At 71.3% G+C, this 19114-nt stretch carries 16 protein-coding genes and 1 rRNA gene; 7 read left to right on the plus strand and 10 right to left on the minus strand.

The annotated features are described in order from the left end of the window. Positions 1 to 84, plus strand: a 5S ribosomal RNA gene (gene rrf / locus AB0P08_RS09845); the annotation flags it as partial. Between the two features lie 82 nt (positions 85 to 166). Here rrf and AB0P08_RS09850 read toward each other — a convergent pair. Then, positions 167 to 904, minus strand: a complete 738-nt coding sequence (locus AB0P08_RS09850) for an IclR family transcriptional regulator (RefSeq protein ID WP_232089255.1) — start codon at positions 902 to 904, stop codon at positions 167 to 169. Positions 905 to 998: 94 nt separating this feature from the next. Here AB0P08_RS09850 and hutH point away from each other — a divergent pair, with 94 nt between their 5' ends. From hutH to hutI, 3 genes are read left to right on the plus strand one after another with little or no spacing between them, the layout of a single operon-like run. Next, positions 999 to 2540 (plus strand): histidine ammonia-lyase, encoded by a 1542-nt coding sequence (hutH, locus tag AB0P08_RS09855; RefSeq protein WP_363589700.1) that lies wholly within the window; start codon positions 999 to 1001, stop codon positions 2538 to 2540. Beyond that, the gene (hutU, locus tag AB0P08_RS09860; RefSeq protein ID WP_363589702.1) at positions 2533 to 4191 is read left to right on the plus strand and encodes a urocanate hydratase; all 1659 of its coding nucleotides are present in this window, start codon (positions 2533 to 2535) and stop codon (positions 4189 to 4191) included. The genes hutH and hutU overlap by 8 nt, the downstream gene beginning before the upstream one ends. Continuing rightward, the gene (gene hutI / locus AB0P08_RS09865; protein ID WP_363589704.1) at positions 4188 to 5354 is read left to right on the plus strand and encodes an imidazolonepropionase; all 1167 of its coding nucleotides are present in this window, start codon (positions 4188 to 4190) and stop codon (positions 5352 to 5354) included. The genes hutU and hutI overlap by 4 nt, the downstream gene beginning before the upstream one ends. A 12-nt stretch (positions 5355 to 5366) precedes the next feature. Here hutI and AB0P08_RS09870 read toward each other — a convergent pair whose 3' ends face one another. From AB0P08_RS09870 to AB0P08_RS09885, 4 genes are read right to left on the minus strand one after another with little or no spacing between them, the layout of a single operon-like run. Continuing rightward, complete coding sequence (locus tag AB0P08_RS09870; RefSeq protein WP_363589706.1) at positions 5367 to 7235, minus strand: glycogen debranching N-terminal domain-containing protein; 1869 nt, start codon at positions 7233 to 7235, stop codon at positions 5367 to 5369. After that, positions 7232 to 8071, minus strand: coding sequence for a carbohydrate ABC transporter permease (locus tag AB0P08_RS09875; RefSeq protein WP_268776569.1), 840 nt, complete (start codon positions 8069 to 8071; stop codon positions 7232 to 7234). The genes AB0P08_RS09870 and AB0P08_RS09875 overlap by 4 nt, the downstream gene beginning before the upstream one ends. Then, positions 8068 to 9165 carry a carbohydrate ABC transporter permease gene (locus AB0P08_RS09880; protein WP_259954072.1) on the minus strand — a complete coding sequence of 366 codons (1098 nt, stop codon included), beginning with the start codon at positions 9163 to 9165 and terminating at the stop codon, positions 8068 to 8070. The genes AB0P08_RS09875 and AB0P08_RS09880 overlap by 4 nt, the downstream gene beginning before the upstream one ends. A gap of 2 nt (positions 9166 to 9167) precedes the next feature. Beyond that, the gene (locus AB0P08_RS09885) at positions 9168 to 10418 is read right to left on the minus strand and encodes a sugar ABC transporter substrate-binding protein (protein WP_363589709.1); all 1251 of its coding nucleotides are present in this window, start codon (positions 10416 to 10418) and stop codon (positions 9168 to 9170) included. A 116-nt stretch (positions 10419 to 10534) separates the two neighbouring features. On the opposite strand from AB0P08_RS09885, the gene AB0P08_RS09890 reads away from it, so the two are divergent. Further along, entirely contained in the window at positions 10535 to 11539 is a 1005-nt protein-coding gene (locus AB0P08_RS09890; RefSeq protein WP_363589711.1) for a LacI family DNA-binding transcriptional regulator, read from the plus strand. Positions 11540 to 11569: 30 nt separating this feature from the next. Here the strand turns inward: AB0P08_RS09890 and AB0P08_RS09895 are convergent, their stop codons facing one another. Then, positions 11570 to 12484, minus strand: a complete 915-nt coding sequence (locus tag AB0P08_RS09895; protein ID WP_363589713.1) for an agmatinase family protein — start codon at positions 12482 to 12484, stop codon at positions 11570 to 11572. A gap of 1 nt (position 12485) precedes the next feature. Further along, positions 12486 to 13763, minus strand: a complete 1278-nt coding sequence (locus AB0P08_RS09900) for a DUF445 domain-containing protein (RefSeq protein WP_363589715.1) — start codon at positions 13761 to 13763, stop codon at positions 12486 to 12488. Positions 13764 to 13799: 36 nt separating this feature from the next. On the opposite strand from AB0P08_RS09900, the gene AB0P08_RS09905 reads away from it, so the two are divergent. After that, complete coding sequence (locus AB0P08_RS09905; protein ID WP_363589717.1) at positions 13800 to 14072, plus strand: metal-sensitive transcriptional regulator; 273 nt, start codon at positions 13800 to 13802, stop codon at positions 14070 to 14072. Between the two features lie 18 nt (positions 14073 to 14090). Here AB0P08_RS09905 and AB0P08_RS09910 read toward each other — a convergent pair whose 3' ends face one another. Beyond that, a complete protein-coding gene (locus AB0P08_RS09910; RefSeq protein WP_363589719.1) occupies positions 14091 to 15479 on the minus strand; it encodes an aspartate aminotransferase family protein in 1389 nt (462 codons plus the stop codon). Positions 15480 to 15494: 15 nt separating this feature from the next. Further along, the gene (locus AB0P08_RS09915) at positions 15495 to 16979 is read right to left on the minus strand and encodes a CoA-acylating methylmalonate-semialdehyde dehydrogenase (protein ID WP_363589721.1); all 1485 of its coding nucleotides are present in this window, start codon (positions 16977 to 16979) and stop codon (positions 15495 to 15497) included. Positions 16980 to 17103: 124 nt separating this feature from the next. Between AB0P08_RS09915 and AB0P08_RS09920 the strand changes: the two genes are divergently transcribed. Next, a complete protein-coding gene (locus AB0P08_RS09920) occupies positions 17104 to 18621 on the plus strand; it encodes a PucR family transcriptional regulator (protein ID WP_363589723.1) in 1518 nt (505 codons plus the stop codon). 9 nt (positions 18622 to 18630) lie between these two features. Here AB0P08_RS09920 and AB0P08_RS09925 read toward each other — a convergent pair whose 3' ends face one another. Then, positions 18631 to 19098, minus strand: a complete 468-nt coding sequence (locus AB0P08_RS09925) for an Lrp/AsnC family transcriptional regulator (RefSeq protein WP_363589725.1) — start codon at positions 19096 to 19098, stop codon at positions 18631 to 18633. Between the last annotated feature and the right edge of the window lie 16 nt (positions 19099 to 19114).

The raw sequence follows: 19114 nt of genomic DNA on the forward strand, positions 1-19114 counted from the left end.
CACATTCCGAACCCGGAAGCTAAGCCTCACAGCGCCGATGGTACTGCAGGGGGGACCCTGTGGGAGAGTAGGACACCGCCGGACTCCTTTTAGTCAAGAAGGCCACCCAATGCTGGGTGGCCTTCTTGCGTTAACGCGATCGCTCCGCGCGGCCCGCAGGACGGACTCAGCGCGCCAGGCGTGCCTCGAGCGTCGCCGCGGTCTCGCGTACCGCTTTCGCCAGCGCAGATTCCCTGCCGTCGTCGTCGGCCCAGGTGACCGCCACGGCGGCGACCGGCCATCCCGCAGCGTCCCGCACCACTGCGCCCACGGAGCGCAGTCCGTCCGCGACCTCACCGTCCTCGGTCGCATACTCGCGGACCCGTACTTCGCGAAGGAGTTCGCGCAGTTCGCCGGGCCTACGGGGACCACGTCCCGTGCGGTCGGAGAAGGCCGAAGCATCCGGATACAGCGCCCGCACCTGTTCTCGGGGGAGGGCGGCGAGCATCGCGCGCCCCGTTGCGGTCAGATGCGCCGGGAGGCGCACGCCCACGTCGGTCACCAGTGCCGGGCGTCGCGGCGCCCGTTCCTCGACGATGTAGAGCACATCGCCGCCGCTCATCACCGCGAGGTGTGCGCTTTCCCCGAGATGGTCGGAGAGTGCGGCGATGAGCGGACGGCCGAGCCGTGCCAACGGTTGCTGCCGCGCGTAGCCCCCTGCCAGCTCGAAGGCCGACGTGCCGAGTCCCCATCGACGCTCCTCACGGAGGTGCAGGACGAAGCCATGGGCGGCGAGCGTGCGGAGCAGGTGATAGACCGTCGATCGCGGAAGCATCAGCTCGCGGGCGATCGCGGACGCCGCGACCGGTGCCGGCCGACCCGCCAGGTAGCTGAGGATGCGCAGGGTCTGCGCCGCGGCAGGCACCTGGGCTTCATCGGTCTCGGGGATGTCTGGGATCACAGACACAGGTTGCCACGAAGCCGCGTGCGCGTCGACCCGGCGGGTGTGGAATCGAGACATGAGCGATCCTGCCCCTGTCATCGTCGGCGCCGCCCCTCTCTCCCCGGCGGAGGTCGTCCGCGTGGTCCGGCATGACGTGCCCGTCCGGGTGGATCCCGCCGCGCTGGCGAGGGTCGCCGAGAGCCGCCGTGTGATCGACGGCCTCGCCGCGGACCCGCACCCGCACTACGGGGTGTCCACCGGCTTCGGCGCGCTGGCGACGACTTTCATCGCTCCTGAGCGGCGACTGCAGTTGCAGGCGAGCCTCATCCGCTCCCATGCCGCAGGGACCGGCGCCGAGGTCGAGCGGGAGGTGGTCCGCGGGCTCCAGCTGCTGCGCCTCCAGACGCTCTCGTCCGGGCGCACGGGGGTTCGTCCCGTCGTGGTGGAGACGTACGCCGCGCTGCTCAACGCCGGCATCGTGCCGGTGGTCCGCGAGTACGGGTCGCTGGGGTGCTCCGGGGATCTCGCGCCCCTCGCCCACATCGCCCTCGCGGCCATGGGCGAGGGCGAAGTGCGCGACGCCGCCGGGCGTCTCGTCGACGCGGCCGACGCCCTCGCCGCGGCCGGCATCGCTCCGCTCACCCTCGTGGAGAAGGAGGGACTGGCCCTCATCAACGGCACGGACGGGATGCTCGGCACTCTGGTGCTCGCGCTCCATGACCTGGAGATGCTGCTGCTCACGGCCGATGTGGCGGCGGCCATGTCCGTCGAATCGCAGCTCGGCACCGATGCGGTGTTCGCCGCTGATCTCATGGCGCTGCGTCCGCAGGCGGGACAGGCCACCTCAGCCGGCCACCTCCGCGCCCTGCTCACCGGCTCGCCGATGGTCGCCAGTCACAAGGGCCCGGAAGACGGCCGGGTGCAGGACGCGTACTCGCTGCGGTGTTCCCCGCAGGTGCACGGTGCCGCACGGGACACGCTCGAGCATGCCGCGATGATCGCGGAGCGCGAGCTCTCCAGCGTGATCGACAACCCCATCATCACCCTCGATGGACGCATCGAGTCCAACGGCAACTTCCACGGGGCCCCGGTCGCCGCCGTCCTCGACTTCCTGGCGATCTCCATCGCCGACGTGGCCTCCGTGTCGGAGCGCCGCACGGACCGGGCCCTGGACCCGGCGCGCAGTCACGGACTCCCGCCCTTCCTGGCGGCGGAGGTCGGCGTCGACTCCGGCCTGATGATCGCGCAGTACGCGGCGGCCGGCATCGTCTCCGAGCTGAAGCGCCTCGCCGTTCCCGCCTCGGTCGACTCCATCCCCTCCTCCGCGATGCAGGAGGACCACGTCTCGATGGGCTGGGCCGCAGCGCGGAAGCTGCGCCGGGCGATCGACGGCCTCTCCCGCGTCCTGGCGATCGAGATCCTCACCGCCGCCCGCGCCCTGGATCTCCGCGCGCCGCTCGAGGCGGGGCCGGCGACCGGAGCCGTGCGCGACCTCGTCCGCACGGTCGCCGCGGGCCCCGGCGCCGACCGCCACCTCTCGCCCGAGATGGAAGCCGTGACCGCCCTCGTCCAGTCGGGCGCCATCGCCCGTGTCGCAAAGGAGCACATGCATGACTGAGGAGAACGCAGCGCGCACGGTACGCGCAGCCCGCGGTGCCGAGCGCACCGCCAAGAGCTGGGGCGCGGAGGCGGCCAAGCGCATGCTCATGAACAACCTCGATCCCGAGGTCGCCGAGCACCCGGAAGACCTCGTGGTCTACGGCGGGACGGGCAAGGCGGCGCGCAGTTGGGAGGCGTACGAGGCGATCGTCCGCACGCTCGACGAGTTGGAGCCGGATGAGACGCTGCTCGTCCAGTCCGGCAAGCCGGTGGGCGTGTTCCGCACCCACGAGTGGGCGCCGCGCGTGCTCATCGCCAACTCGAACCTCGTCGGCGACTGGGCGACCTGGCCGGAGTTCCGCCGTCTGGAGGAGCTGGGGCTGACCATGTACGGCCAGATGACCGCCGGCTCCTGGATCTACATCGGCACGCAGGGCATCCTGCAGGGGACGTACGAGACGTTCGCCGCGGTCGCCCGCTCGCTCGGGCGGGACTCCCTGCGGGGGACGCTGACGCTGACCGCCGGTGCGGGCGGGATGGGCGGGGCGCAGCCCCTCGCCGTGACCCTCAACGAGGGCGCGGTCCTGATCGTGGACGTCGACGAGACGCGGCTCGCGCGCCGCGTCGAGCACCGGTACCTCGACGAGTACACCACCGACCTCGATGCGGCGGTGGCCCGGCTCGTCGCGGCGAAGGACGCCGGTCACGCCCTCTCGGTCGGCGTCGTGGGCAATGCCGCGGAGATCTTCCCGGAACTCCTGCGTCGGGGCGTGCCGATCGATGTCGTGACCGACCAGACCAGCGCCCACGACCCGCTCGCCTACCTGCCGATCGGCATCGACGTGGACCGCTGGAAGGGGGAGGCCGCGCGCGACCCCGAGGAGTTCACCCGCCGGTCGAGGGAATCCATGGCCGCCCACGTCGCCGCGATGGTCGGCTTCCAGGACGCAGGGGCGGCGGTCTTCGACTACGGCAACTCGATCCGCGCGGAAGCGCAGCTCGGTGGATTCGACCGGGCGTTCGCGTTCCCGGGCTTCGTCCCCGCCTACATCCGCCCGCAGTTCGAGGAAGGGCGAGGACCGTTCCGCTGGGTGGCGCTGTCCGGAGACCCGGAGGACATCTTCAAGACGGACCGCGCGATCGCCGAGCTCTTCCCCGAGGACGCCGCGCTGCACCGCTGGCTCGACAAGGCGGCGTCGGCCGTCCACTTCGAGGGCCTCCCGGCGCGCATCTGCTGGCTCGGCTACCAGGAGCGGCACCTCGCCGGACTGAAGTTCAACGAGATGGTCGCCTCGGGAGAGCTGTCCGCGCCGATCGTCATCGGCCGCGACCACCTCGACTCCGGCTCCGTCGCATCGCCGTACCGGGAGACCGAGGCCATGAAGGACGGCTCCGACGCGATCGCCGACTGGCCGCTGCTCAACGCCCTCCTCAACACCGCCTCCGGGGCCTCATGGGTGTCGCTGCACCACGGCGGCGGCGTGGGGATCGGCCGCTCGATCCATGCCGGGCAGGTGACGGTGGCGGACGGCTCGGCCCTCGCCGCGGAGAAGCTCGCGCGCGTGCTGACCAACGACCCGGGAACCGGCGTGATGCGGCATGCGGACGCCGGGTACGAACACGCCAGGGAGGTCGCGCGCGACCGCGGACTGAAGGTGCCGATGCTGTGACGACCACCCTCATCACCGGGATCGGGGAGCTGACGACCAATGTCGCCGCCGAGGGCGATCCGAGCGGCACGCTCAGAGACGCCGCCGTACTGGTCGACGGCGAGCGGATCGCGTGGGTCGGTCCGTCCGCGGGAGCCCCCGCCGCCGACGAGGTCGTCGACGCCCGGGGGAGGGCCGTGATCCCCGGATTCGTCGACAGCCACAGTCACCTCGTCTTCGGAGGCGATCGCGCGGCGGAGTTCGAGGCGCGCATGGCGGGGCAGCGGTACGCGGCGGGCGGCATCCGCTCGACGGTGCAGGCGACCCGGGCGGCGAGCGACGACGAGCTGCGGAGCCGGCTGCGTGGCTTCATCGAGGAGCTGCGGACGCAGGGCACCACCACGGTCGAGATCAAGAGCGGCTACGGTCTCGCCGTCGCGGAGGAGGAGCGCCTCGTGCGCCTCGCCGCCGAGGTGACGTCGGAGGTCACCTTCCTCGGGGCGCATGTGGTGCCGGTCGAGTACGCTGACGATCCCGATGCCTACGTCGACCTCGTCGTGGGGCCGATGCTCGACGCCTGCGCCCCGCACTCCCGGTGGATCGACGTGTTCTGCGAGACCGGCGCCTTCACGGTGGCGCAGTCGCGGCGGATCCTGGAGGCGGGCATCGCCCGGGGTCTCGCTCCTCGCGTGCATGCGAGCCAGCTCGGCCCGGGCGATGGCGTGCGGATGGCGGTCGAGCTCGGGGCCGCCTCCGTGGATCACGGTACCTACCTCACCGACGCGGACGTCGCCGCGCTCGCCGCGTCGGACACGGTGCTCACGCTGCTCCCCGGTGTGGAGTTCTCCACGCGTCAGCCCTATCCGGACGGCCGCGGACTCCTGGACGCGGGGGTGACCGTGGCGCTCGCGTGCGACACCAACCCGGGGTCGAGCTTCACGTCATCCATGGCCTTCTGCATCGCCATCGCCGTGCGCGACATGGGTATGACGACGGCGGAGGCGGTCTGGGCCGCCACGGCCGGCGGGGCGCGCGCGCTCCGGCGCGACGATATCGGCCGGATCGCCCCCGGTGCGCGCGCCGACCTCGTGCTGCTCGACGCCCCCTCTCGCGTGCACCTCGCGTACCGGCCGGGGGTGCCGCTGGTGCAGCGCGTCTGGAAGGACGGGACGGCCGTCGTCTGACCGTCCCGCCCCTCACCGCAGGGCTTCGGCGCAGACCACGGCGGCAGCGGCGGACCATGCCTGCGGACGGCAGGCGGCCGGGTAGGGGACCGGTCGGCCGCCGTCGACGCGGGGCTCGCCCGAGTGCAGCTCCGGCACGCGGTAGTCGAAGCCCTCGGCGAGATCGAGCAGCTGGGCGGCGATGCGTCCGGCATGATCGGTGAGGCCGGCGCGGAGCATCCCGTGCACGGCGATCGCGGTGTCGTGGGTCCACACGCTGCCGCCGTGGTAGCTCAGCGGCCAGTATCCCGAGGCCTCCGTGGACATCGTGCGGACGCCGTAACCGCTCGACATCGTCTCGCCGACGAGCAGCTCCGCGCAGGCGTGCTCCTCGTCCGGATCGAGCAGCCCGGTGCCGATGAGATGGCCGATGTTGCTGGTGAGCGTGTCGACCGCGGCGCCGTGGGCGTCGAGGGCGATGGCGGGGTACCGCCCCTCCGGCGTGGTGACCCAGTAGGCGTCCCGGAAGCGTCGCCGCAGGTCCGCCGCCCACGAACGCAGGTCGTCACCGCCGGCTGCGCCCAGCTCGTCGAGGAGCGCTGCTCCGCGCACTGCGGCCTCGTAGGCGTATCCCTGCACCTCGCTGAGCGCGATCGGGCCTTCCGCGAGACGGCCGTCGCGCCACTGGATCGAGTCGCCGGAGTCCTTCCAGCCCTGATTCGCCAAGCCGTGGCCCGACTCATCCGCATAGTCGATGAAACCGCTGCCGGAGGCGTCGCCGTGCTCGATCATCCACGTCACTGCGGCGCGCAACGCGGGCTCCAGGTCCTTCAGCTCCGTGATCGTCAGGCCGGCCGCGCGCGCGTCGGCGAGGAGGCAGATCCACAGCGGTGTCGCGTCGACCGTGCCGTAGTAGAGCGGAGGCAGCAGCACGCCCTCGCCGGGGAGGGAGAGCTCCGCGCTGCGGAGCTCGTGCGCGATCTTGCCCGGGGCCTCCGCGGTGCCGGGGTCGTGCACCGTGCCCTGGAGACGCGCGAGCACCCGCAGGGTGGAGGCGGCGATGTCGCGGTCGGCGGCGAGGGCGAGACGGGCCGCCCAGATCGAGTCCCGTCCGAACAGGGTGAAGAACCAGGGGGCGCCTGCGGCGTAGAACGCCTCGTCCGGCTGATCCGGAAGGGCCAGTCGCAGGGCGTCGAGGTCGGCGCAGGCGCGCTCCAGCCAGCGCGCGGCGCGAGGGTCCGCTCCGGTGGGGACGGGCCGGACGCCGGCTGTCCGGGGCGACGACGTCACGACCAGGGTCGGATCGTCGAGGTCGACCGACCACGTCACCTCGACCTCGCCGCGCGGAGGGACGGTCACCCGCCAGGTGAGCAGCATCTCCCGACCGTCGATCGACACGGCGGCGTCCACAGCGCGCAGCGTGAACGACGCCTGCCCTGCGCGGCAGCGCTCGCCGTCCCACGACCACTCCTCGCCCCCGGCCACCCCCGCTTTGACGAGCTGCAGGGGGGTGAAATCCGGGCGGATGCGCACCGTGAGCTCGGCCGTCACCTCGTGCATGAGGTGCGAGGACACCCGCAGGGTCTCGGTCAGTCTTCCCGCCTCGACGGTGCGATCCCGGTCGAGGCGCACCTTCGGATCGGCGGCGGCATCGTCGAGTCCGCGCAGCAGGCCGGTGAACAGCGCACGCTGCGGGACCGGCGATGAGCAGGCGATGGCTTCCAGGGCGGTGTCCCGCACCTCGAGTCCGATCGCGGCGATGTGACGGACGTCGCCGTGGTAGACCCCGTGGATCGGGGCGCCGCCCACGTCGCCGTCGCGGTCGGACCAGACCTGGGTGGGGGCGTCGAGCACGACCACGGCGTCGTCGAGCAGCGGCTGGAGGTGGGGGCGGTCGGTCATTCCTTGACGGCTCCTTCGGTGGAATTCATGATGCGGCGCTGGAAGATGAAGAACATCACGGCGACGGGGATCGTCATGATGAGTGCCGCGGCGAGCTTGAGCGGGTACTGGGTGCCCTGGCTGAGCTGCCCGCTGGCGAGCGAGGCGACACCCTTCGTGAGGGTCGTCAGCGCGGGGTCGTTCGTGGACACGATGAAGTGGCTGAGCTCGTTCCACGACCCCTGGAACGACAGGATGACGATCGTGATGAGGGCGGGCGTCGCCATCGGGAGCACGACCGACCAGAAGGTCCGGAACGCACCGGCTCCGTCGATCCGCGCCTGCTCCTCGACCGAGACGGGGATCGACTCGAAGAAGTTCTTCATGATGAAGACGCCGGCGGCGTCGACCAGCAGAGGCAGGATCATGCCGGCGTAGGAGTTGAAGATGCCGAGCTGGTTGATGACGAGGAACTTCGGGATGAGCAGGACGACGGTCGGCACCGACATCACGGCGACGAGGGCCGCGAACACGACTCCTCGACCGCGGAAGCGCAGACGCGCGAGCGCGTATCCGGCGAGGGAGTTGAAGAACACCCGCCCCGCGGTGACGAAGATCGTCACGATGGCGCTGTTGACGAACCACGACGGGAAGTCGGAGTTGGCGAAGAGCCGTTCATAGGCGGCGAACGTCCACGACTCCGGGAGCAGGTTCACGCCGGAGCTCGCGGCGTCCTCGTCCGTCTTGAAACTCGTGAACACCTGGATCAGGAACGGGTAGATGTAGATGACGGCGAGCACGATCAGCACGGTGTACAGCACGATCTGCCAGGTCAGCTGCGTGCGCGAGAGCCTCATGATGTCCCTCCCTCGCGCGCGACCTCGTACGCGCGGATGCGGCGCCGCGATACCGGCCGGTCGCGCAGCACCCAGCGCTGCAGCAGCGTGAAGATCACGATGATGACGAAGAGGATGAAGGCGATCGCCGCGCCCTGACCCCACTCCTGGTCCGTAAACGCCGTCTTGTACGACAGGTAGGCCGGGGTGAGGGTCGTCTTGCTGGGGGCGCCACGGGTGCCGGTGTAGATCTGATCGAACACCTGCCAGCAGCCGATGAGCCCGAGGGTGAGCACCGTGAACAGCGTCGGCCGCAGCTGCGGCAGGGTCACCCGCCAGAACCGCTGCCACCCGTTCGCCCCGTCCATCATGGCCGCCTCGTCGACGTCCGCGCCGAGATTCTGCAGACCGGCGAGGAAGAGCAGCATGAAGGTGCCGGAGGTCGTGAAGATGGCCATCAGGATGTAGGCGCTCATGGCGATCGACGGACCGGCGAGCCACTCCCACCAGGAGATGCCCAGCATCCCGCCGCCGGTGAGCGCGGCGGGTCCGGTGTCGATGCCGATGCCGCTGAGCGCGAGATGCAGGATGCCGCGGGGGTCGTTGAACCAGTTCGGACCGTTCAGGCCGAACCAGGCGAGCACGCTGTTGACCGCCCCGCTCGCGGAGAACAGGAAGAGCCAGAGCACCGTGATCGCCACCGAGCTCGTGACGGAGGGGAAGTAGTACGCGGTCCGGAAGAACCCGCGGCCGCGCAGCACCGCTCTGTTCACCAGGACGGCGAGGAACAGGGCGATGGCCGTCTGCAGGGGCACGACGAGCAGCACGTACCAGGAGTTGTTGCGCAGCGCGGTCCCGAAGTCCTTGGTCGCAAGGCCGCCGTCGGCCAGCACGGCCGAGTAGTTCTCGGTGCCCACGAACGAGACCGACGGCGAGAGGGGGCTGCCGCGCCCCGCCCAGTCCGACATGCTGACCCAGAGCGCCATGAGCACGGGGACCAGCAAGAAGACCCCGAGGATGAGGATGACCGGCGCCGTGAAGAGCCACCCGGCTGCGGCCTCGCCGCGGCGGAGTCCGGAGGCTCCCCCGCGGCGAGACAGGGCGTGTCCCGCCATCGCTACTCGACGATCGCTTCGAGGTTCGACTGCACGGTGCCGAGGATCTGTGCGGGGTCTCCCGTCTTCAGCGACTCGAGCTGCGCGTTGAAGTCGGCGATCACATCCGCAGCGCCGTCCTGGTTGGGCGGGAACTGCGCGTAGTCCGCTCCCGCGAGGAAGGGCGCGAGGTCCGGGTTGTCCGCGGTCCACTGGTCGGCGGCGGAGGTGATCGACGGCATCGGGCCGAACGCCTTCGAGAAGGCGAGCTGGCTGTCGGCACTGGTGAGGTACTCGACGAGGTCGAGGGCCGCCTGCTGGTTGGGGCTGTCCGAGGCCATGCCCCAGCAGTTCGTGAACTGCAGGGTGCCCTGGCCGCCAGGTCCTTCGGGAAGCTCGGCGACGGTGTACTCCACGGAGCCGAAGTCGTTCGCCATCGCACCGGTGATCCAGTTGCCTTCGATCACCATCGCGGCGAGCTCCTTCCCGAGCGCCTCCCCGCCCCAGCCGGCCCCGACGTCCTTCGCGTAGGCGAAGGTGCCGTCGACGAGGTGGGTCTGCACGTACTCCAGCGCCTCGACGTTCGCGGGGTCGTCCGCGATCGCCGTGCCGTCCTTCACGAGCCCGCCCCCGGCCTGCGCCATGAACGTGCCGACGCGCTGGTACTCGGCGCCGAATGCCAGACCCACGTGGTCGGCGGTGGTGAGCTTCTGCGCGACGGCCGCGAGGTCGTCCCAGCTCTTCGGGAGGTCGGCATCGGTGAGTCCGGCCTCCGCCCACATGCGTGTGTTGATCACGAGCGCGAGCGTGGAGAAGTCCTTCGGTGCGCAGTAGAACGTTCCGTCGAGGGTGAAGTTCTCGACGAGGGAGGGGTAGAAATCGTCCTTGTTCGAGAGCTCATCGCCGTATGCCTGGAGGGAGCCGTTCGAGGCGTACCCGGCCATCTGCTCCGGTGCGAGGTAGAAGAGGTCGGCGGGGTTCCCGGCGGCGAAGCCCTGGGAGAGCTCCTGCGCCAGGTCGCTCGCCACCTGGAGGTCGACCTCGGTGCCGGACTCCTCGGACCAGGCGTCGAGCGCCGACTGCACTGCGGCGGTCTCGGCGTCGCCCGACGAGCCGATGAGGATCGTGAGGCCGTCGTCGGAGGAGGTGAGGTCCGTGTCGCCCTCGCTCTGCTCCTCGCCCGAGAACCCGGAGCCGCACCCGGTGAGCACGAGGGTGGTGGTGATCAGGACCGCTCCGGCGCCGAGCCAGGCGCGTGTGGTCTGCCGTGTCATGTCTCTCTCTCCTTTGATGAGGGCCGGCGGGCAGGAATTTGAACGATCAAACTCTGCATGGAATACGCTAGGTGCGGCAGTGCGGACGTGTCAAGCCGCCGGGATCGAGGAGTGCGATGGCCAAGGCCCCCACGGTGGAGGATGTGGCGGCACACGCCGGCGTCTCCCGCCAGACGGTGTCGAACGTCCTGAACACCCCGGACATCGTCCGGCCGGCCACCCGGGAGCGCGTGCTCGCCTCCATCGACGAGCTCGGCTACCGTCGGCACGCGGCGGCCCGCCGGCTGCGCCTGCGTCGGAGCTCGACGATCGGCATCCGGCTCGACCCGTACCTGGGTGGGATCTCGGGGGTGGTGCTGGATCGTTTCGTGCACGCCATCACGGAGCGGTCGAGTGATCGCGGTATGCGCATGCTCGTGTACGCGGCACGGACCCCGGAGGAGGAACTCGGCCGGCTCGCCGAACTGTGGGACGGATCCGAGATCGATGCGGCGATCCTCACCGGCACCGTGCGCGACGACCCCCGCGTCACGCGGCTGGACGCGCTCGGTCTGCCGTTCATCTCCTTCGGACGGCCGTGGGGGGATGACGACATCTCCGATCCGATGCATCTCTGGGTCGACGTGGACGGCGCGGCGGGCACCAGGGCGGCGACGACGTATGCGCTCGAGCACGGGAGCGCGGTGACCTTCCTGGGCTGGCCGTCGGGGTCAGGCACGGGGGACGATCGAGAACGCGGGTGGCGCGAGGCCCTCGCGGAGGCGGGGGCGCACGGCGCCAGGGTCGTCGCCGAGGACTCGGTTCCCGAGGCGCGTCGGGCGATCACCCGGGCGCTGGAAGACGGCATCCGGGCGGACGCCATCGTCTGCGCCAGCGACTCGCTCGCCGTGGGGGCCCTGCTCGGCCTCGCCGACGCCGGGAAGACCGTCCCGGTCATCGGGTTCGACAACACGCCCACCGCCGAAGCCTTGGGATTCTCCAGCGTCGAGCAGCGACCGGAGGATGTGGCGGAGGCGATCCTCCATCTGCTGATGGGGCCGACGGGGGACGTCGTCGCGCCGCGTCGGGTCGAGTCCGGCTCGGCGCACGCGCTCATCACGCCCGAGCTCGTCGTGCGCTGATCCGGCGCGTCGCCCGGGCCGCTCCTCTGCTCAGCGCGCGGCGAGGCCGGCGAGCAGCTCGAGCACGCAGAGGGCCGCGAGTCGCACGGTGCGACCGTCCTCGGCATCCGCTGTCGCATCGACCTCGGCGATGTCGGCGCTCCGGACCCGCGGGTCGGCGGCTACACCGCGCGTGAGGGCGCGCAGCTCCCACGCCGCCAGGCCTCCGGGGACGCTGGCCGGGCACCCCGGGGCGACCGCGCGGTCGCACACGTCCACGTCGATGTCGAGGTGCACGCGGGGTTCGACGCCCGCCCCCGCGATCTCGACCGCCTCGGCCACGACGTCGGCGATCCCCCGACGGCGCACGTCGTCGAGCGTGACGACCCGGATGCCCCAGTCCGCCGCCCGGCGGGCGTAGGCGGCGGAGTTCGCGAAGTCGGCGAGGCCGATCTGCACGATCCGGGTGGGGTCGATGCGGGCGGTGGGGAGGCCGGACGCCGCCGGAGCGTCTTCGACGAGTCGCCGCACCGGCGTGCCGTTGGAGACGCCGTCGCGCAGGTCGAAGTGGGCGTCGAACGTGATCAAGCCCGTGGTCTCCGCCCCGAGGGCGACAGGGTAGGTGAGGGAGTTGTCGCCGCCGAGAGCGATGACGAGGTCGGACGCTCGCGCCAGCTCCCGGACCCGCTCGATCGTCCGTGCCTCTCCGGTGTCGCCGTCCGGCTCCGGCACGTCCCCGGCATCCGCGATGCGGAGCGTCTCGTCCAGGTCGATCGTCGGCGGGCCGAGCACGGTCGTGCCGTAGCGGGGGAGCGCCTCGCGGATCGCGGCCGGCGTCGCGTGTGCTCCGGTCGGGGACAGCGAGGTGCGCCAGGTCGGGACGCCGAGGAGCACTGCATCGGCCGTGTCCTCGAACGCGGGCCAGGCCCCGGCGCGCGGCCAGAGCGGATCGTGGGACAGCGCCATGTCAGACTCCCGGGATCAGGGCGTGGGCGACGGTGAAGATCGCAAGGCCGGCGAGGGCGCCGACGACGGTGCCGTTCAGACGGATGTACTGCAGGTCGCGGCCGACCATGAGCTCGATCTTCTCGGTGGTCTCGGCGGGGTCCCAGCGCTCCACGGTGTCGGTGATGATCGAGGCGATGTCGTGCCGGTACCGGTCCACGAGGAAGACGGCCGCATCGGAGACCCACGTGTCGACCCGGCGCTGCAGGGCGGCGTCGGTCGTGAGCCGCTCGCCGACCTCCTGGAGCGCCTGCACCGCGCGGCGCCGCAGCCCGCTCTCCGGATCGGCGAGGGAGGTGAGGAGTCCGTTCTTGGCGGTGTTCCAGGCCTCCGCGGCGAGGGCACCGACGCGCGGGCTGTCGAAGAGCGCGGCCTTGGCGTTCTCCAGTTTCTCGCGCGTCGCGGGGTCGTTCTGCAGAGCGTCAGCGAGGCGGGACAGGTACCCGTCGATCGCGAGGCGGGCCGGATGCCGCGGATCGGCCTGCACGGCGCGGACGAACTTGACCGCCTCGTTGTACACCGTGTCGTCGATCAGGCGGTGCGCGATCTTCGGCATCCACCCGGGGAGTCGTCGGGAGACGAGCCCGGCGAAGGATGTGGCGTTCGCGTCGAGCCACCGCCCGATGCTGTCCACCGCGAGGTCGACGGCGCCGTGGTGCGCTTCCGCGTCGACGATCTTCTCCAGCCACGCCCCGGCGGGCGGCCCCCACTCCGGTGCGACGAGGTGCTCGCGGGCGAGGTCGGCGAGGAGGTCGCGCACGTCGTCGTCGCTCAGCGCGTTCAGCACCGCCGTCGCGACCGTCGCGCCCTCGACAGCGACCCGCTCGGCATGCGGGGTCTCGCGGAGCCACTCGCCGGCGCGGAGGGCGATCGCGGTGCTGGTCAGCTTGGTGCGCACGACGTCGGCGGCGAGGAAGTTCGTCTCCACGAACTCGCCCAGCGTGCGGCCGATCTCGTCCTTGCGGTTCGGGATGATCGCGGTGTGCGGGATGGGCAGGCCGAGCGGACGGCGGAACAGCGCCGTCACCGCGAACCAGTCTGCCAGCGCGCCGACCATGCCGCCTTCCGCCGCGGCTCGCACGTAGGCGAGCCAGCCGACCCGCTCCTGGAACGCGAACGCGACGATGAAGGCGAGCGCCATGAAGATGAGAGCGCCGAGCGCGACGGCCTTCATCCGCCGCAGCGCGCGCCGACGCTCCTGGTCGGCGACGGAGAGCAGCGTCGTGGGTGTTCGCGGCATGACGTCATCCTTTCACGGGGCGAGTAGCCTCGATACGTGATCGAAGACATCAAGAAGCGCGCTCTGCACCGCACCAGCATCCTCGAGGGTCAGATGCGCGGCGTCGCGCGGATGATCGAGAACGAGGAGTACTGCATGGACATCATCACGCAGTCCCGCGCGATCCAGCGCTCCCTCGAGTCGCTCAACCGTCTGCTGTTGGAGAACCACCTGCGCACCCACGTCACCCACATGTTCGAGGACGGCGGCGACGAACGCGACAAGGCCGTCGGCGAGCTCCTCAAGGCGTTCGACTTCGACCGCAAGTAGGCGGGCGCCGCCGGCCGCTCAGCCGGCGGCGATATCGTCGGCGACCGCCAGTGCCTCCTCGATCCCGGCCAGTCCCCGCACCAGCTCCGCCTCCTCGATCACCAGCGGCGGGGCGATGTGCACGCGGTGGAAGTGCGTGAAGGGCCACACCCCTGCCCGCTTCGCGGCGGCTGCGAACGCCGTCATCGGTGCGGCGTCGGCACCGGTCGCGTTGAACGGCACCAGCGGCTCCCTGGTCTGCTGATCCCGCACGAGCTCCACCGCCCAGAACAGGCCGCGGCCGCGCACCTCGCCCACGCTCGGATGCGACCGCGCCCACGAGCGCAGGGTCGGACCGACGATCCGCTCGCCGAGGTCGCGCACCCGTTCCAGGATGCCGTCGCGGCGGAACACCTCGAACGTGGCCACACCGGCCGCGCAGGCGAGAGGGTGCCCGGAGTACGTCAGTCCGCCCGCGAACGGGACGGTGTCGAAGGCCGCGGCGATGCGGTCGGAGATCACGACGCCGCCGAGGGGGACGTAGCCCGAGTTCACGCCCTTCGCGAAGGTGATCAGGTCGGGGCGAGCGTCGAAGGCATCGATCCCGAACCACTCGCCGAGCCGGCCGAACCCCACCATCACCTCGTCCGCGATGAAGACGATCCCGTAGCGATCGCAGAGCGCGCGCACCCCGGGCAGATAGCCGGGCGGCGGAAGCAGCACGCCGTTGGTGCCGACCACCGTCTCGACGATGATCGCGGCGATCGTCTGCGGTCCCTCGAGCTGGATGGTCTGCTCCAGATGCGCGAGGGCGCGCTCCGTCTCCTGCTCGAGCGTCTCGCTGTGGAACGGGGAGCGGTAGAGATACGGTCCGAAGAACCGCACGGCCCCGGTGTCCGTGACGTCGTTCGCCCAGCGGCGCGGGTCGCCGGTGAGGGAGATCGCGGTCGCGGTGGAGCCGTGGTAGCTGCGGTACATCGACAGCACCTTCCGGCGGCCCGTGGCCTGCCGTGCCATGCGCACGGCGTACTCGTTCGCCTCCGCGCCGCCGTTCGTGAAGAACACCTTCTCGAATCCGTCGGGAGCGACCTCGGCGATGAGGCGGGCGAGCTCACCGCGCACATCGTTGGCCATCGACGGCTGGATGGTCGCGAGCCGCCCGGCCTGCTGCTGGATCGCGGCGACGAGGTCCGGGTGCTGGTGGCCGAGGTTGAGGTTCACGAGCTGGCTGGAGAAGTCGAGGTAGGCGGTGCCCTCGTAGTCCCAGAACGTCGAGCCCCGACCGGTGGCGACCGGTAGCGGGTCGATCAGCGCCTGCGCGCTCCAGGAGTGGAAGACGTGGGCGCGGTCGTCGGCGCGCACCTGCGCCTCGGCGTCCGGGGCGGGGAGGGGGGAGGAGAGTCCGTGGCGGTCGGTGAAGGTCGTCATCGTGATCGCTCCTCGTCAGTGGTTGCTCGGGAAGCCGAGGTCGATCTGCGACGGAGTGTGGTCTGGCCACCGCGTCGTCACGACCTTCGACCGCGTGTAGAAGTGCACGGACTCCGGGCCGTAGATGTGCGCGTCGCCGAAGAGAGAGTCCTTCCACCCGCCGAACGAGTAGGCGCCGATGGGCACCGGGATCGGGACGTTGACGCCCACCATGCCGACCTCGATGTCGAACTCGTACTGCCGTGCCGTCCCGCCGTCGCGCGTGAAGATGGCGGTCCCGTTGCCGTAGGCGTTCGCGTTGACCAACGCGACCGCCTCCGCGTAGGAGCCCACGCGCACGACGGACAGGACCGGGCCGAAGATCTCGTCGTCGTAGACGCGCATGCCGGGCGTGACGTCGTCGATCAGACTCACCCCGAGGAAGAAGCCGTCGCCGTCGAACCGCTTCGTGGTGCCGTCGACGACGACCGTGGCGCCCTCCCCGGGGGCCTCTGTGACGTAGGAGGCGACCCGGTCACGGTGCTCCGCGGTGATGAGCGGGCCCATCGCGCTCGCCGGGTCCGTGCCGGGGCCGATCGAGAGGCCGTCGATGCGGCGGGCGATCGCGGCGACGAGGTCGTCGGCGATGTCGCCCACGGCCACGAGCACGGACACCGCCATGCAGCGTTCGCCCGCGGAGCCGTACGCTGCGGAGACGGCGGCGTCGGCGGCCGCGTCGATGTCGGCGTCGGGCATCACGACCATGTGGTTCTTCGCGCCACCGAGCGCTTGGACGCGCTTCCCCGCGGCAGACGCCCGCTGGTAGATCGCCCGGGCGATGGGCGTCGATCCGACGAAGCTCACCGCCTGCACCCGCGGGGAGTCGAGAAGCGCGTCGACGGCCTCCCGGTCGCCGTGCACGACGTTGAGGACGCCGTCCGGCAGGCCCGCCTCGTGGAACAGCCGTGCGAGCCACACCGCGGCGGACGGATCCTTCTCACTGGGCTTGAGGACGACGGTGTTGCCGCAGGCGATGGCTGAGGCGACCATCCACAGCGGCACCATGACCGGGAAGTTGAACGGGGTGATGGCGGCGACCACCCCGACCGGCTGCTTGACGGAGTGCACGTCGACCCCGCGGGCGACCTGCTCGCTGCGCTCGCCCTTGAGCAGATGTACGAGGCCGGCCGCGAACTCGACGTTCTCGATGCCCCGGGACACCTCGCCGGCCGCGTCGGACAGGACCTTGCCGTGCTCGGACGTGACGATCGCCGCCAGCTCGTCCGTCCGTTCCTTGAGGAGCTGACGGAGCCGGAAGAACACGTCGGCGCGCTTGATGAGGCTCGTCTCCCGCCACGCCGGCAGCGCGGCGGCAGCGGCGTCCACGGCGGCGTCGACCTCGGTGGCCGAGGCGAACGCGACCTCCTTCGTGACGGCTCCTGTGGCCGGGTCGAAGACGGGGCCGCGGCGCGCCGCAGCGGCCGTCTCGGTGCCGTTGATGAGATGACGGACGATGTCCACGGGGGCTCCTTCGCAGAGGGGTTCGCGTGTCGCACACTCTGACCGAGGGTCGCTACGCTGGGGCTCGGCCCATGCTGACAGGAAACGGAGCAGGTGCGGAGTGGCAGAGCGTCAGGACTTCTCGGTGGATCGGACAGATCGTCCGGATCGATCGCCCTCGGTGCTGCGCGTCGGGGACGTGCTCGCGCTCCCCGCGGTGCAGGAGGGGGCGCCGACCGTCCTCGTCGGGGGCCCGGCACTGGAGGCCGGGGTGCGGTGGGTCCACGCCTCAGACAGCGCCGCCGTCGCCCGCCTGCTCGACGGCGGCGAGCTGCTGCTCACGACCGGCGCCGCCTGGCCGACCGGCACCGCAGCACTGCGCGTGCTCGTGGCGGAGCTGGCGGCGATCGGGGTCTCGGGCATCGTGATCGAACTCGGCCCGCGGATGTCCCGCGTCCCGGACGCGGTCATCGAGGCCTGCGCCGCCGCCGGTCTCGCCCTCGTCGCGCTCGCGGTGGAGGTGAAGTTCGTCGCGGTGACCGAGGCCGTGCACCGGGCGCTGATCGAAGCGCAGACCGCGGCGCTCCGCGAACGGCAGCGTCTGCATGATCTCTTCACCGCCCTCAGCCTCCGTGGCGCACCGGCCGACCTCATCGTGTCGGAGGTCGCCCGTGCGCTCGACGTCCCCGTCCACCTCGAGAACCTGGCAGGAGAGGTCGTCGCCGTCGAAGCTCTCCGCGTTCCGGTCGGCCAGGCTCTCCGTCCGCCCGGCCCGGATGGCGGTGACCGTGTGCCGGTGCAGGCGCGCGGTGTGCGCTGGGGCTGGCTCATCGCGGCGGATCGTCCACCGCATCCCGCCGGTCGCGCCACCGTCTTGGAGCTGGGGGCGACCGCCCTCGCCTTCGGTTGCCTCGCCGACGGGGAAGGCGCGTGGACCGTGCTCGCGCACCGCAGCCTCATCGAGGATCTCCTCGGCGCGCGCTTCGCCCGTGAGGAGGATGTCGAGGTCCGGCTCCGGCGGCTCGGGCTGGATCTCGCGGGCACCACCGGCACCGGGCTCGTGTTCCGCACCGACGAGGCATCGGACCGGCTGGTCGCCCGTGCGCGTGCGGCCGGTCTGGCTGCGGTGGGCTCGCGGCGCGGCGCCGACGTGGTGCTGCTCGTCGCGACCGGCGTCGGCGCCCTGTCCGATGCGGCCGTCCGCCACCTCTCCGGCGGTGCGCCCGCGATCCTCGGTCCGAGCGCCGAAGGCGTGCTCGGACTCCTGGCCTCGACCCGTGCCGCGCTTGACCTCGCCGCGCGGCCGTCCGGGGGTGACGTGCCGGCGGTCCGCCGCGTCGCCGACCGGCCGCTCGAGCGCCTCGTGTCCGCCCTGCGCGACGATCGGCGACTCCAGGCGCACAGCGAGCAGATGCTGGATCCGCTCGTGCGTCACGACAGGGATCGCCGAGGCGATCTGCTCGCCGTGCTCGCCGCTCTCGTGGCGCACCCGGGCAACCGCTCCGCCGCGGCGGCCGCGAGCCACCTCTCCCGCTCGGTGTTCTATCAGCGCCTCGCGCTCATCGGCGACCTGCTGGGCGCGGATCTGGACGACGGGGAGACTCTCGCCGCCCTGCACCTCGCCCTGCTCGCCCGCCGTGGTGATACGCCGGCGCCGCTCTGAGCGGGACGGTCAGCGTGTGCCCCAGGCGAACTGCTGCTTCTGGAGCTTCGCGTAGATGAAGGTCTCCGTCGACACCACGCCCTGGATCGGACGGATGCGGTCGTTGACGAGCGCCAGCAGATGATCGTCGTCCTCGCACACCGCCTCGACGAGCACATCGAACGATCCGACCGTGATCACGACGTAGTCGACCTCGTCGATGGCGGCGATCGCCTCGGCCACGCCCCGCGCGTCGCCGGCGACCTTGACGCCCACCATCGCCTGCCGGTGGAAGCCGAGCAGCATCGGATCCGTCACCGCGACGATCTGCATGATGCCCGACTCCGTGAGGCGCTGCACCCGCTGGCGGACGGCGGCCTCGCTCAGCCCCACGATGCGGCCGATCTCGGAGTACGAGCGGCGGCCGTCCTCCTGCAGCATCTCGACGATGGTCTTGGAGATCGCGTCGAGGGTGTGGTCCTTCTTCGACGGTGCCATGGTGCGATCCTGGCAC

The sequence above is a fragment of the Microbacterium meiriae genome, from assembly GCF_040686935.1.
GTDB classification, from domain to species: domain Bacteria; phylum Actinomycetota; class Actinomycetes; order Actinomycetales; family Microbacteriaceae; genus Microbacterium; species Microbacterium meiriae.